A 14,587-nucleotide genomic window follows, 5' to 3' on the forward strand; every position below is an offset into this window, starting at 1 on the left:
TTATAGAGTGAAACAAGGTTTGTAAAGCGTTTTTAAAGAGAAACGTACTTGACAGTTTCACCTTGTTTCCCTTATACTGGACCTTGTGTAAAATAATGCAGCGGAAAAATAATAATTTCGTCCCTAGTTCATTGCCCCGATTCGGGTTCAATTGCGTAACCGCGGCTGCAAAGGTGAAGATTGAAGAATGGACTACACGATTATGAATTTTTTATCGGATTATTTTACTCCAAAAACTAAATTTATTTTATTGGAGGAAATTTTAATGTCTCGTTATACAGGACCATCATGGAAAATTTCTCGTCGTCTAGGTATTTCATTATCAGGCACAGGAAAAGAATTAGCACGTCGCCCTTACGCTCCAGGTCAACATGGACCAAACAGCCGTGGCAAACAATCAGAATACGGTATGCAATTAACTGAAAAACAAAAACTACGTCACATGTACGGAATGAACGAACGTCAATTCCGTAACTTGTTCGTTAAAGCTAGCAAAATCAAAGAAGGTAAACACGGGGTTAACTTCATGATCTTACTAGAACAACGTTTAGACAATGTTGTTTATCGTCTAGGTCTTGCAACTACTCGTCGTCAAGCTCGCCAATTAGTTAACCATGGTCATGTGATGGTTGATGGCAAACGCGTTGATATCCCTTCATACCACGTTGAAGTTGGTCAAGTGATCTCAGTTCGTGAAAAATCACAAAACATGACAACAATCAAAGAAGCTGTTGAAGCAACTGTTGGTCGTCCAGCATTCGTAAGCTTCGATGCTGAAAAATTGGAAGGTTCATTAACTCGTTTACCAGAACGTGACGAACTATATCCAGAAATCGACGAAGCTCTTGTCGTTGAATACTACAACCAAAGCCTATAATTTTCAAAGCTTTGGCTTACAAGCCCACTATCTATTCGATAGTTGGGCTTTTTTTATGTAGATTTCCCTCTCTCTTTTCTAGCTCTCTTCTTTATTTGAATTTGATTCGCCCGTGTAACTCTCCTAGAATCATATGTTGAGACTTGCCAAAAAGTTCAAAATGAAACAATGTTTAACTGAACATATAACCTATCCTCAAAGGAAGATAGACTAATATTTTGAAGGAATACTTCGTTTATTTAAAAAATATATTTTACAAAAAATAATTTTTCTTATACAATTTCGTTAACTTAGAAAATAAAAATGGTTAACAAAGGAGAACTTATGACAAAATCACTCAAAGAACTCATTCTTGCTGCAGAATTTGCAGCGATCATTGCCGTTCTTTCACAATTCACTTTCCCTCTAGGTCTAATTCCTTTGACTGGACAGACTTTTGCCATTGGTTTAACTGCTACTTTCCTTGGTAAGAGAACAGGAACTGTCTCCGTCTTGATCTATCTTTTATTAGGTCTTATTGGGTTACCTGTTTTCTCGGGGATGTCTGGAGGAATTGGTGTATTATTCGGTCCTACCGGTGGCTATCTAGTTGGTTTTATCCTCCAGTCTTGGCTAATTGGATTTATCATGGAGAAAGTCGGTTCTCGCTATCCTCTGACAATATCCGCAAACTTAGTTGGTTCAGCAGCCGCATTATGCTGTGGCATGCTTTGGTTAATGATCAGTAGCAGTCTTTCTCTTCACACTGCATTTTTAAGTGGATTTCTTCCTTTTATAATCCCTGAAGCAATCAAATCGATTGCTGCCGCTTCGGTAGGTCTGTTTCTAAAAAAACGTTTGTCTCGACTTCAGTTGTTTAGTATGGATAAATAACTAGACAAAACAACTACTACGTTGTATTCCTTTACGAAAAATTTTTTAAAATAAAATCGTCACTGATTCAAACTGATTGTGGCATTACCTAAATTCCTTGAATTGATGATAAATAAAAAAAGCTTACAATCGTAAGCTTTCAGACTATAGACAAAGTACTTATTTATAGTGCTTTGTCTTTTTTATACGTTAAAACAGAACGATAAATTGGAGCTGTACCTGATGCTTTCAAAACAAAGTAAGTTTAAAGATCTCTATAAAAAAAGAGAAGAAACGATTGAACGAATATTCAGCACCACAAAAGAATTTCATGGGTTACGTTATACCAATCAAATAGGAATTGTAAAAATGCACATGAAAATCGGGCTTACTTTTGCTTGTCTAAATATGAAAAAGCTAAATCAAAAAATATCAAGCGAAAAAAGAGTATTTTTCTAAAGAAAAGAAGACAAATTTTTCTTTTGTTTTTGAAAATAGACATATAAAAAAGAGGTTGAGACAAAAGTGTTCAGCATCAAGAAATAAGAAGGAATTTCCGAAAATTGCTTCTCAAATTTTTGGTAAATTTCGGCTTATTTCCGAAGATGCTACTTTTGTCTCACCGTTTATTCGTTTTTTAGAGATACTAGAAGAGACTGAGACAACTTTTGTCCCAGTCCCTTCAATCTAAAAGCTTTCAATCGTAAGCTTTTTATCTTCTATTTTTAGACTTAGCTAAATCGTCGTTTATTTTTTTAGATCTACTTTTTGTCCGACCCAATAAATGATGACTCCTCCCACTAGCATGGAAGCTAGCTCACCCAAAGCAACAGTTCCCCAAGTGAAGAAAAAGGGTAATTGATAGAATAGCTTCAATTGTCCAGCAACTGTAAACATAGAAAATGCAAAGACCAAAGCTGTAATCACCATTTTTATTTTCATGTTTCTTACTCGTTTCGTTATCTCATAGTTAATCAATAAGACAAGTAAGGTGCTGATACTACCAACTACTACATCAATCCATCCCAATGGAGAGGAAAGATTGGCTAAAGCAACACCTAGCGTGATAGCCAAAATATACTTTTTATTATAGAGCGACAAATAATTGAACATTTCGGAAAGACGTATTTGAATGGCACCAAAACTGATAACTGACAACACGAATGTAACTGCCACATATAAGCCTGTTACAAGTGCCATTCGAGCAATTTCTGCTGTGGTAAAACGATTAGTAGAACGAATTTTCTTTTGATCCATATTCTTTCTCCTTTACAAGATCGGGATACAATCGATCATCCTTGTGGTCAAAAATGCCACAAAAGATCTCGTCTCTCTCAACTCTTGGTAATAACTACGACCAAAGGATGGGAATTGACTTCCAACTGAAGTGCCGTAGTGCGAATAAATTCGCTAATCATAGCTTATCTGAAAACAATAAAAAAGACAAAATCATTTTAATAACCAACCACCGTCGATTGGAATGATCGTCCCTTGGATATAGCTTGCTTGAGGGGTTGCCAAAAACAACGTTAGTTCAGCAACTTCCTCTGGTTGTGCCCACCGTTTAACAGGCGTTTCATTCGCTACCCATTCCGCCATCTCACCATTTCCTGCAAAATCAGCTGCATTCATAGGTGTTTGAATTGCTCCTGGCGCAATCCCTTTGATACGAATACCTTGAGAAGCATAATCTAATGCTAATTGTTTCGTAAAACCAACGATCGCATGCTTTGCGCTGGTATAGGCAATCCCGCCACCACCACCGACAAAGCCAGCAATTGATGCCATATTGATGATTGTCCCTGTTTCTTCCTCAAGCATGTCTGGAAGGATTAAGTGCGTTAGCTGAAACATACTCTTGACATTAACAGCAAACACTCGATCCCATAAAGCTTCATCTGTTTCCAACAATGGCTGGTACTCATCTAAAATTCCTGCTGTATTCAGCAAGATCGCAACTTTTCCAAACGTTTCGTGACACTGTTCAACCGCCTTTTTTAACAAAGAATGATTCGTGATATCACCTAAAAAATAAGCAAAGGTTTCAGAAAATTGCTGGGATAGATCGTCCATTCGGCCTAATTGCTGATCAAAACCAAACACCCGCGAACCTTGTTCTAAAAAGGCTTTAGCTTGTGCCTGTCCGATACCTGAAGCTGCTCCAGTGACAAAAACAACTTTCTCTGTTAGATCACTGTATCTATTTTTCATTCCACAATGATCCAATCTTCAGCTAAAATGTCACAGACTGTAGGCGCAAAACTGGAAAATCCTTCGTCACTTGTTTTGATTAAAAAGTAAGGGGTAACGGGACAACCGTCAAATTCTTCTCCTGAAACAAGAACGACATACAATTCAAAACCACTCCAACCTTTTCGAATCACTTTATTCCCTTTTTTTAATGCTGGTAAAATTTCTTCAAATGTCATTTATTTCGTTCCTTTCTTTGTCTTTTCGGTCTTGGATCAACACAAATTTTTGGTACAATTGGATATAATCGTTTAACTGTAACTCTCCATTCACGATAAAATATTCTAAATCAGACCATGGTTTACGATGCACTTTGCTCGTTGAAAGTAATAAATCAACTTCTCGTCCCCGATAATCTGTTGGTAAAAATTTCAAACAATAAACATTTCGAAAAAAACGATGTAAGTCTTCTATTAACAACTGCTCTTCAAACAGAGGGAAATCTGTCATCAAAAGAATCGTGATCTGCGGTAACTTTGGTGTAAATGCACCCATTGTCTTTAAAACCGTTAAATACCGCCCCATCAAAAAAGACGTATTTTGAAATGCTAGCTGATCCACTTTTTGCTCGGTCTCAAAAAACAAATCGAGCCACTGGATAATTTCACTGTTTTCGATCATCAAATGATTTATAAAGTCACTGTCGTTCCCATCAATGGTTTCCTTAGCTTCTGGAAAAAGATAGGCAAATAAATGACTACTAAAAAGATAGGTTTCAGCTTCTTTTGTTAAGGGTTCTTCTGACAATCCTTGTTCCACTTGATAGAGAGCTAATGCTTCTTTTGCTTCATAAAGTGCATGGTAGGGTGGTGTTTGTCTCCTTCGATGGAAAGCAAACATTTCTTCTCGGATGTCTTCATCCGTATAGTACTCTTCTCGTGTCATCAAAACTAAAAATAACGCACCTAATTCTTCTTCATTTTGAAAATAGTTAGGAAACACTGGTTGCATCCAATGACAAAATTTTTGAAACATAGGATTATCAGTAATCAGTTGTCGCTTTCGTTCGTTTAACGATACGTAATGCTTCTGAGATTTACGCAAGAAGAAAGCTCCTAACATATACTCTAGTCTTCTTTTTTTGATCTCATTAAGGCGAACATTGAAAAAAGCCATGATTTGTTCAGCAATTTTTTTCACATCTAATTGTGAAATCGTTACAAAAGGCCAAATTTTCCCACGAAACAACTGCCAAAACGTCATGTGAAGGTAAAGCCGGATGATTTCTTCTTCTCCTTGCACCACATAAGTCCCACGTTGTAAATAAATCCCGTAATTTTTTAATTGTTCTCTCCACTCGTTGATCTTTCGACGCGCAGTTGATTCGCTGATATATTGTTTTTGAGCAAATTGATAGATCGTATGAAACTCTTCAAAAAAAATATCGTGCAATAGCTGGTATTTCAGCGTACTTTGCACGAGAAAAATCAAAAAACGCTCATGTTCGATAGAATCAAGCGTATCATAAAAGGAATAGCCAGAACGAGGGGTTTTCATAAACAATGTTTGAGAGCTCTCGTTGAACTGATGGTAATTTTTTGTTAATTCGTTTAAGTACTTAGCGACACTTCTTGCATCTAATTGGACTGTTTGTGCCAGTTCTGCAATCGTGTGCCACTGATGATCCTCGAAACTTTCCAGCAGGAGAATTTTATAATAAAGGTCTTTATCAAATCGTTTTAAATATTCAGATGACAAATACAACTTTTACCACTCCTTTATGCTAGAACGTTTTTTTCATTGTAGCATAAATCCTGGGAAACAACATCAAAACAGGTTAGTAAAAAACTGAAATAATAATGGTAATAAAAAGACGGTCAGCATGCCATTGACGCCAATGGCTAAGCCTGAAATAATCCCTTCGATCTCACCCAATTCGATTGCCTTTGCTGTACCAATCGCATGAGAGGTACTTCCTAACGCAACCCCCTTAGCAATCGGACTGCTGATCTTAAAAAGACGAAAGATATGAGTAGCGATCAACGACCCAAAGATGCCAGTAGAAACAACAATTGCAAGCGTGACCGCATTGATTCCTCCCATCGTATGAGAAAGATCAACAGATATCGCTGTTGTCACTGATTTAGGTAGCAGAGAAATGACCATCGCTTTTTTTAATGTAAATAAATAGCCAATACCCACACTGACTAAGCAATTAGCTACGATCCCCGCTAAGATTGCCGCAATGACTGGGAAAAAATTTTCTTTTAACAAATGAAAATTTTTATATAAGGGAATAGCTAATGCAACTGTTGCTGGCGTAATCATCATGGTCAAAAAATTCCCACCCACATTATAATCCTGGTAACTGATTCCAGAAAAATGAAGAAAAAGAATGATCACTAAAATAGACAATACCAACGGATTGATAATTGGCAATTTATACTTGCGTAAAAATTTATCTGATAATACGTAGACACCTAACGTTAAGCTTAATCCAAATAATGGGTTACGAATAAATTCAGTCAATTTGTTGCTCCTTCCTTTTGATTTTCTGCAACTTTTGGCTACTTGTTTGTTTCAATTGAACAGATTGTAACATTTTTTCTACTACTTCTGCCGTTTTGCCTGCTACGACCATCGTTACGATCGAACAGATCACTACCGCACCTAATAAAATAGGCCAAATTGTCGCAATATCACCAAAATAGTCAAGTAAACCTACCCCTGCCGGGACGAATAAAATCGTTAAATTATTTAATAAAAAATCACCTGTTCCTCCTAAATGCTCAGGCTTTACTAGTCGCATCTCAAAAGCTAGGAACAAAAATAAGATACCTAGGATACTTCCAGGAATTGGTAAATGGAACAATACACGAGTTCCTTCACCTAAAACTGAGAAAAAGAGGATAATAAAAAATTCTTGAAAAAATTTCATCTATGAAACACTCCTTATTGTTAGCTTTCATTTTACTAACAATATTTTTCTGAAATTTTCAAATTGTGCTGTTTCTAAAGTACAATATTTGAAAAATATAATTGTTTTTTTTGGTATATTTATAATTAAGGTTGGTGTTTTGTGGGAAAGTTCCATACGTTGTTTTGGAAGTTGGTCAGATTTCTTTTATACATAGAAATCATTTTTTTATCTGCACTTATTTATGACCAATAAAAACGTCGGATGCGAAGCACTACACCTATTGTGTTGTTGTTTCTTTTTTTTGCATTTTTATAAATTTTGGAGGTATATATGGATTATTCACTTATGACCCGTCTTGTGGCGGAAATGATCGGTACAGCTTTATTAATCATTCTTGGGAATGGTGCTGTAGCAAACGTAGATTTAAAAGGAACAAAAGGTTATGGAAGTGACTGGATGTTGATCGCTGTAGGTTATGGCTGTGGTGTAATGATGCCAGCAATGATTTTTGGTGGTATCAGTGGAAATCATATTAACCCAGCGTTCACAATTGCTCTTGCCTCAAATGGTTTATTCCCATGGGCTGAAGTATTACCTTATATTGCTGCTCAATTGATTGGTGCCGCAATTGGACAATTGATCGTTGTAGCTTGCTACAAACCTTATTATGATCAAACAGACGATGTAAACCATGTATTAGGTACTTTCTCAACAATCAACAGTGTTGGTTCTAAATTCAATGGTTTTGTTAATGAATTCTTTGGATCATTTGTTTTATTCTTTGGTGCACTAGGAATTACTAAAGCACCTTTCTTCCAAGACAATCTTGGTACAGCACACTTAGCTCTTGGTTTCTTAGTATGGACGTTAGTTGCTTCTCTCGGCGGACCTACTGGACCTGGTTTGAACCCAGCACGTGACTTCGCACCACGTTTAGTCCACGCATTGTTACCATTAAAACATAAAGGTTCATCACAATGGGGTTATGCATGGGTACCTGTTGTTGCACCGATTTGTGCTGGTATCGTTGCTGTCTTCTTATACAAATTCTTATTTATGGCTTAATTTATCAAAAAAACTTGGAATCACTTCGATTCCAAGTTTTTTTATTTGGAGAAAAATTTGATTTCTGTCCTCTTTTAACCTATGTCATACTATGCAAAGAACGCAAAATAAATTGCAGACTTTACTATTTATTTTATAAATGGAGGAACTCCTATGCCTTACGAAACAGAGCTTCAGCGACATCTTGATATATTTGCTCTTTCTTTATCATTAAAGAAAAATAATAGATGGTCTCCGGAAGATGATAAAGTGAATTACCCACTTTTATTTTCTATTTATATTAAAATGATCCAACAAGATGAACAAGAATTTTTTGTACGTAAGCAAGACAAATTAAAAATGATTCAGTCACTCAACCGAAGCAAGGATTTCTATTCTTTTACTCGTCACACACAACTTTTTCATACTTTAAAGCGGATGATTTCAAATGATCCTCGAGATTTTATTCTTTTGCCCTTATCTTATAGTATAAAGAAAAATAAAAAAAGTGGTCATGTTTCCGGAGCACTCATCTACAAAGAAACGAAAAACTATAGAATTATTCTAGTGGATAAAAGGAAGCACCTGTCAAACTCATCTGTAAATATGGTTAAAATTCCTTCGGAGAAAATGGCTCCCCTTTGTAAAGAATTGTTTGCACAGAGAGATCATCCTAAACTCGAAACTTGTTATGATATTCTGTACAGAATTATTGACCATTCCTCTTCTAACAGCTTTTCGTCACTAGACTATACGATGCATGAACAAAAAGAAGGAAATTGTGTGGTCAAAGAAATAGAAGCTACTGCAAAAACTGCGCTCTTACATTGCCGCCATAACCTTCTCGCTTCACAAGGTAAAAAAAATTAAAATGGAGTGATGTTCCCGAGTCCACTTTGGAGATGCAAAAACGTTTTTTAACTGTGATCAAATCAAAATACATAAAATCTCCTCTTCCTGATTATTTCTTTGAAATTTACAAATTGAGAAAACGAGCGAATGATGAACATTCGCCTTTAACAATGACAGAAAAAAACAGAATACATGAAATATACAAAAAAATATTTGCCGATCATCCAGAAATTCAAGAAATCTTCAAAGAAACGCCTTCTAGTAACCTTTCAAAAGTAGAGAAACCAATACAGTTAAACAAAGCAATTATAGCAGATCCGAAAATGGGTAAGTATCCAAAAGCTGGCAATACCAAAAATATGATCAATATTTTTGAAAAAATAACTGACGAAAAAAATAGGATAGCTAACGGACTAAGAACCGAAAAAAGGACGCCAAAAGATGAGTTCATTCGCTAAAGGGGATAATGTGAATCAATAATCCGATTGTGCTCAACAAGAAAAAATAAACGAGTGCCTAGCTCCGCAATAAATAGTTAGACCGTGACCGTTCTAACCCTATTTTCAAAAAATGATATTACTCGTTGACAATGGAATAAAAAGCCATGACAACCCTTCTAATAAGAAATGGTCGTCATGGCTTTTGCAAACTCTTCGTACAAATGTTCATTGCGGTAGCGATTAAACTCTGGGTCGTGTTTTCGTAATAGCGTGCGTAACTTCATGGGATGATAACTATCGATCAAGTGATTTTCTCGTACAAACTCCCTAGTCAATTGCCATTCATAATAATAGCCAAAAGGACGGCAACTATAGCGGGTACCATGAATGAGTTTATCTTCAAAACGGCGATGGGTATGTCCAAAAACAACCTGTTTGATATTATCGTATTGATCTAATAGTTGTCCAAAAGAAGCGGAACCTAAAAAAGCATTTAAGTTGTTCCAGCGTTCGTATGGAGCGTTTTGATAGACAATAAAGTCTTTTTTAGGAACAAAATGTGTCGTTAAAATAACGTCCAGTTTTTTTGCTTCTAACTGGTCTAGTAACTTTTTCATTGCTATCAGAACTCGAGCGTTGACTTCAATGTCACTTCCCTCTCGTTTAATAAAACGATCATACCAGTAAAGGTTCTTCATACGCAGAATTTGTTTATTTTCTTTTAACTCTGAGAATTGATAATCATACCAACCATTCATCCCAAGTAGGACTGTCTGCTTATTCAACGCCAGATATCGTTCATTTAAAAAGTGAGAATCCGGGAAATGATTCATCATTTCTTCTCCCTCAACATCTGCCAATTCATGGTTCCCAAAGTTGAACGTTGTAGGAATTCCTTTTTTGGCAAAAAATTCAACAACTGCTTGGCAAAGATCGACTTTATTCGCCACATCTCCTGCTAAGTGAAGCCGTGTGATCCCTTTGTCTGTGAGAACCTTCCACAAAATCAGCCATTCTTGTTCACTAAACTGATTGATATCTACATGTAAATCGCTGATAATTGCCAAGTTTCCCATACGCTTACCTTCTGTCTCCTATTTTCTACTCGTGATGTATGATTTGAAGATTACCTTTTAGTAATCCACTGGGGCCTTTTAACTGTAAACTCTTATAAGTCGGTTCAACTGCAATTGTCGTCGGATCATCTAGATACATCAATGCACTTTTTTTGATGTAGATTGGTCCAACAGCTGTTTCTACTTTGACAGAGTATAAACTCAAATCTTTTGTTGTCTCTTTCTTTACGAGAATCAAACGAAAGGATGTATCAATCTGACAAGTTACTCGACTGTCGGCAAAAGGACCATCTCCGTCTTCAATATCAAGTAATAACTGTTCATCTTCGTTTTGTTGTGCTAATAATTTTTCTTTTGCTTCATCTGTTAGTAATAATTCCATTCTTATCACCTCAAACTTAGCTTAATGATTTTACAACTCAGATGCAACTAACTTGTTTATGCTACACCTTTATCAACTTCTACCTGCTTGCCATTCTTGTCGTGTCAATCCTCGCAAGACAACTGAAACGATTTTTCCTTTGAAACGCCTTGCATCAGGGATGATTCCTTCTTTTTTCATCCCAAGTTTTTCCATTACACGCCCCGACTTAGGGTTTTCTGCATCGTGATAAGCAAAGATTCGGACCAAGTTTAACTCTTCAAATCCTAATTTTATCAATGCTTGACTCGCTTCTGGAACAAATCCTCTTCCCCAATAGTTCTTATTCAGTGCATATCCGATCTCTGCGTTATCTTCATTTTCTTGTACTCTTAAATCAATTGTCCCGATGAATTGTTGATTTTCTTTTAATTCAATACCGTACTTCCCTAAAGGTGCTGACATAAAATAATTAGCGATGCTGTTTTTCGTATCTTCAACGGATTGATGTGTTGGAAATACAAACCGTGTCGTTTCTTCATCATGAGCATAGTCATACATGTCTTTTGCATCATTTAATGTAACGGGGCGTAAAATCAAGCGCTCTGTTTCAATACGTTGATGTTGCGCAAAAACCAAATTTCGATTGATCAATTGTTCCATCGCGATCCTCACCTTTTGCTTTTTCGTTTTCTTAACTGTAGCGAAATTTGTTATAACTTTCAACTACTTCCGTTGAAAGAATTCTTAAACCTGCCTAAAATAAAGGACTGGAAAGTTCAAAATAAAAAATCCTTAATCATTGCTTGAAAAAGAATAATTTTTTGTTCACGTTTTATTAACATCTTTTCGTTATCGTTGAAATAACCAATAAATACAATGGATATCGGAGGAGTTCCTATGAGAGAATATACGAAAAAAATCTATTTTATTGAAGAAACCCAAAATATTGAAGGATCTTATATTGAAGTAAAAACCTTATTTGTCAACGAGGATAAAGAACAAGCCCTCACGACATTTAAACAATTATCAAAAAAACTAATGCCTTCTTTTGGCTTGGTACTAGGTGAGTATAAAATCAAAGCCGGAAAAAGTTATTTTTCCCAATTGTTAAAACGGTGGGCACATTTACCAGCTGAATTTTATCGTACAATGAAGATTCTGAATTACCAAACATTAGCTGAAACGAAAATGTGAAAAAGTTAAGTTTTATTTATGATTCGTTTAGTATCCTTATCAACACCATAGGAGGCGAACGAGATGATAAAAAAATTTTTCACACGATTATTTACCCAGCATCAACCTAGAATTAATCCTTATGAAGTCGAAAATGAATTTATGTTGAAGACAGACTTCCCTAAATGCTACTAATAGCTTGCTTTATAACCAAAAGAGAGACTGACAGATTATTTTCTGACAGTCTCATTTTTTCTCCTATTTAAATCTTCTAAATATATATATCTATATACAAATCCATAACCATTAATCTTCCTTAAAAAAAATGTACTTTTATTAAACAAGCTTATGTTCTAGAAAAGTATTTCTCTTGCTTTACAACATATGATTGTAACGAAGGCTCAGTTCTTTGTTGGCTAGGTAAGGTAAGAATATCTCCCATTTTTTTTAATTGAGGTATAGAAGGTGGCATTTGTTCATTGTTGATTCCTACAATACGAGAATCTTTTTTAAATTCTTCAACAATTTTATTCCGTTTATAAAGCCTCCAATTTCTTTTATAAATATTGTTATATCTTCTTTTTAAAACTATGTATTTTATTTTTTATATATATTATTTTTTCTTTGACTTCGTATTTTTTCTAATTTCATCATCTTCTGTTGTAATTTTACATTTTTTGGATGATTTTTTCGCTTCAGATAATAATTGTTAAAAATATAGTCAAAAGACTTATTTTGTTCATGTTTATTAGTTTTTAAAGCCTTAAGAAATCGTTTTCTCATCTCTAAAGTTGAATGAGGGCAAGAGTTCCATTTAGGTCTCAATGTTGGTTTAGAATGAGAATATGACAGAATACTTTTTTGACAGTTAAAAAGAGCTACTTTAAGTGTAGATTCTACCTCGTTAACAATGCAGTTTCCAACATTTTGAGGTGACATATCAACGTTAAGCCTAGAAACACACTTTTTTGTTGATATGTGAACTAATTTCTTTAATTCTTCGAAAGGTTGTATCGTTGGTAGAGCAAACTTATTACTTAAATAAAGTACATGATTAAGCTGATCTATTCTTTCAGCATAGATGGTTACAAGTCCAACAGGAAATTGATGATTAAATAGTTTCGCTTTATCAACCATTACTACGTCATAACAATTTCCATGTTTATATATTATTAATCCAGAACAATGTCCTTTACCAGAATAAAGAGGATAGGCAAGTGGTACAATCAAAAATGACGTAGGATCATTTGTTTTAAGACTTTCCAGTATTTGTAACGATGCAGTAGTACTTGGTGCATTACAAAAATCTAGTGTTTTTGTTAATGACGAAAGAATGTGTTCTTTCCTATTTTCATCAATAAAGAACCCATCAGTATCCTGTTCAATCATTTTTTTGTAGGTAGAAAGTAGCATCACTTCGTCCTCTGTGCCAGTATCACCGTCTCTCTTGTGCTCTTTGACAGCATCTTCCATTCTATAGTATAAGTTGGTATTACGTTTTAACCCTAAGGTCAGGGCTAAAAGCTCATAACGACGTTGATAATCATCCATATAATTCAATTCCTTTCATATGTAGAGATTAAGATGAATAATTTAAAAAACTTTATTCGATTCATTAGTGGGAGTTGCTAACAAATATAGCATAGTTGAAGATATAATATTCATTAATTTTTTCCTCAAGAAAGAAATAGTCGTTCTAAGCTTACATAAATATGAGCACATCCCGTTATGACTATAAAAAAGATTACTCCACCATCTATAGAATCTAATATTTTTTTATATATAAAGAAAATGAGACCGATAACAATCGTCCCATCTCGTTTTTACTTTATTTCAAGGCTTGAGCAACATCTTCAATCATTAATTTCATGGATTCTAAGCCTCCACCACTTAGATACCAAACGTCTGGCTGTAGCGAAATCACTTTATGATGTTTACCTGCATCCGTTTGTACAATCAACTCATTCGCAGCGACATTATCCTTACTGTCATCGCCACCGATCGCTTTCGTACGATCTACCACAAAAAGAATACCAGGATTTTTGTCTAATACATATTCATAAGAGACGCTTTGTCCATGAGTAGAAGCTTCAATATGTTCATCTGCTTGTTTAAAACCAAAGACATCATGAACAAGTCCGAAGCGTGATCCTGAACCATAGGCGGATAATTGTCCTTCATTGACTAACGTCACTAACGCAGTTTGATCAAGATTACTTGTTTTTTCTTTTATCTCATTGATTTTTTTAGTTAAATCGGTAAGTCCTGCCTCGGCTTGATCTTCTCGATCAAAAATCTTTCCTAAGGTTTGAACATTTTGTTGTATCGATTCCCATGGCTTGCTTGAATCAACAGCTAAATATAAAGTAGGCGCAATTTTGTTTAATTCCTCTTGATAATCGCTTTGTCTCCCTGAGATAATGATCAAATCAGGTTGCATTTGGTTGATTTTTTCTAAATCAGGTTCTTTAAGTCCGCCTGCGGAATCCACTTCTTTATATTTTGCCAAATAGTCTGGTAAATTCTTCGTGGCCGCACCAACGACTTTATCCCCCACTCCTAATGCATCCAAAGTATCTAAAGAACCATTATCAAAGACGACGACTTTTTGAGGTTTTTGTTTAACTTCAATTTTCTCACCGTTACTGTCTTTTACGGTCAAAGAAGATTGAACTTCTCCGCCGCTGGTTTTCGTATTTGACGTAGTACTCCCCGCATTGCTACCACATGCTGCTAACGCTACTGTTGCTACTAATAAAAAACTGACAACTAATTTTTTCATTCCGATTCTCCTTCTGC

The 14,587-nt window shown here is 35.4% G+C and carries 17 protein-coding genes and 1 pseudogene; 7 read left to right on the forward strand and 11 right to left on the reverse strand.

Annotated features, from left to right (window positions below; genetic code table 11):
* Positions 1–265: 265 nt before the first annotated feature.
* From rpsD to EHR_RS03805, 3 genes and pseudogenes are all read left to right on the forward strand, one after another.
* Positions 266–877, forward strand: coding sequence for a 30S ribosomal protein S4 (gene rpsD, locus EHR_RS03795; RefSeq protein ID WP_010720384.1), 612 nt, complete (start codon positions 266–268; stop codon positions 875–877).
* A gap of 324 nt (positions 878–1,201) precedes the next feature.
* Positions 1,202–1,750 (forward strand): biotin transporter BioY, encoded by a 549-nt coding sequence (locus EHR_RS03800; RefSeq protein WP_010736828.1) that lies wholly within the window; start codon positions 1,202–1,204, stop codon positions 1,748–1,750.
* A gap of 246 nt (positions 1,751–1,996) precedes the next feature.
* Positions 1,997–2,149, forward strand: a pseudogene (locus EHR_RS03805) (transposase); the annotation flags it as partial.
* 327 nt (positions 2,150–2,476) lie between these two features.
* On the opposite strand, the gene EHR_RS03810 reads toward EHR_RS03805, so the two are convergent.
* From EHR_RS03810 to EHR_RS03835, 6 genes are all read right to left on the reverse strand, one after another.
* The gene (locus EHR_RS03810) at positions 2,477–2,986 is read right to left on the reverse strand and encodes a QueT transporter family protein (RefSeq protein WP_010720387.1); all 510 of its coding nucleotides are present in this window, start codon (positions 2,984–2,986) and stop codon (positions 2,477–2,479) included.
* A gap of 192 nt (positions 2,987–3,178) precedes the next feature.
* Complete coding sequence (locus tag EHR_RS03815) at positions 3,179–3,940, reverse strand: 3-oxoacyl-ACP reductase (protein ID WP_010736826.1); 762 nt, start codon at positions 3,938–3,940, stop codon at positions 3,179–3,181.
* Entirely contained in the window at positions 3,937–4,158 is a 222-nt protein-coding gene (locus EHR_RS03820) for a DUF2829 domain-containing protein (protein WP_010720389.1), read from the reverse strand. Before EHR_RS03820 ends, EHR_RS03815 begins: the two co-directional genes overlap by 4 nt.
* Entirely contained in the window at positions 4,148–5,683 is a 1,536-nt protein-coding gene (locus tag EHR_RS03825; RefSeq protein ID WP_010736825.1) for a helix-turn-helix domain-containing protein, read from the reverse strand. Before EHR_RS03825 ends, EHR_RS03820 begins: the two co-directional genes overlap by 11 nt.
* 63 nt (positions 5,684–5,746) lie before the next feature.
* Positions 5,747–6,448 carry an LrgB family protein gene (locus EHR_RS03830; RefSeq protein ID WP_010720391.1) on the reverse strand — a complete coding sequence of 234 codons (702 nt, stop codon included), beginning with the start codon at positions 6,446–6,448 and terminating at the stop codon, positions 5,747–5,749.
* On the reverse strand, positions 6,441–6,857 hold the full coding sequence (locus tag EHR_RS03835; protein WP_010720392.1) for a CidA/LrgA family protein: 417 nt from the start codon (positions 6,855–6,857) through the stop codon (positions 6,441–6,443). Before EHR_RS03835 ends, EHR_RS03830 begins: the two co-directional genes overlap by 8 nt.
* A gap of 312 nt (positions 6,858–7,169) precedes the next feature.
* Between EHR_RS03835 and EHR_RS03840 the strand changes: the two genes are divergently transcribed.
* The 3 genes from EHR_RS03840 (at position 7,170) to EHR_RS03850 (ending at position 9,193) form a co-directional block, all read left to right on the forward strand.
* Positions 7,170–7,904 carry an MIP/aquaporin family protein gene (locus tag EHR_RS03840; protein WP_010720393.1) on the forward strand — a complete coding sequence of 245 codons (735 nt, stop codon included), beginning with the start codon at positions 7,170–7,172 and terminating at the stop codon, positions 7,902–7,904.
* A gap of 153 nt (positions 7,905–8,057) precedes the next feature.
* A complete protein-coding gene (locus tag EHR_RS03845) occupies positions 8,058–8,753 on the forward strand; it encodes a hypothetical protein (RefSeq protein WP_014834355.1) in 696 nt (231 codons plus the stop codon).
* Between the two features lie 26 nt (positions 8,754–8,779).
* Positions 8,780–9,193: a hypothetical protein gene (locus tag EHR_RS03850; RefSeq protein ID WP_014834356.1), complete on the forward strand. Its 414-nt coding sequence runs from the start codon at positions 8,780–8,782 to the stop codon at positions 9,191–9,193.
* 158 nt (positions 9,194–9,351) lie between these two features.
* Here EHR_RS03850 and EHR_RS03855 read toward each other — a convergent pair whose 3' ends face one another.
* From EHR_RS03855 to EHR_RS03865, 3 genes are all read right to left on the reverse strand, one after another.
* On the reverse strand, positions 9,352–10,251 hold the full coding sequence (locus EHR_RS03855) for a metallophosphoesterase (RefSeq protein ID WP_010736823.1): 900 nt from the start codon (positions 10,249–10,251) through the stop codon (positions 9,352–9,354).
* Between the two features lie 25 nt (positions 10,252–10,276).
* Complete coding sequence (locus EHR_RS03860) at positions 10,277–10,633, reverse strand: iron-sulfur cluster biosynthesis family protein (RefSeq protein WP_010736822.1); 357 nt, start codon at positions 10,631–10,633, stop codon at positions 10,277–10,279.
* A 72-nt stretch (positions 10,634–10,705) separates the two neighbouring features.
* Positions 10,706–11,275 carry a GNAT family N-acetyltransferase gene (locus EHR_RS03865; RefSeq protein WP_010720398.1) on the reverse strand — a complete coding sequence of 190 codons (570 nt, stop codon included), beginning with the start codon at positions 11,273–11,275 and terminating at the stop codon, positions 10,706–10,708.
* A gap of 237 nt (positions 11,276–11,512) precedes the next feature.
* Between EHR_RS03865 and EHR_RS03870 the strand changes: the two genes are divergently transcribed.
* A complete protein-coding gene (locus tag EHR_RS03870) occupies positions 11,513–11,809 on the forward strand; it encodes a hypothetical protein (RefSeq protein WP_010736821.1) in 297 nt (98 codons plus the stop codon).
* A gap of 576 nt (positions 11,810–12,385) precedes the next feature.
* On the opposite strand, the gene EHR_RS03875 is transcribed toward EHR_RS03870, so the two are convergent.
* On the reverse strand, positions 12,386–13,339 hold the full coding sequence (locus tag EHR_RS03875; RefSeq protein WP_014834358.1) for a hypothetical protein: 954 nt from the start codon (positions 13,337–13,339) through the stop codon (positions 12,386–12,388).
* A 277-nt stretch (positions 13,340–13,616) separates the two neighbouring features.
* A complete protein-coding gene (locus EHR_RS03880) occupies positions 13,617–14,570 on the reverse strand; it encodes a siderophore ABC transporter substrate-binding protein (protein ID WP_010736819.1) in 954 nt (317 codons plus the stop codon).
* Positions 14,571–14,587 lie beyond the last annotated feature (17 nt).

This window comes from Enterococcus hirae ATCC 9790 (assembly GCF_000271405.2).
GTDB classification, from domain to species: Bacteria; Bacillota; Bacilli; order Lactobacillales; family Enterococcaceae; genus Enterococcus_B; species Enterococcus_B hirae.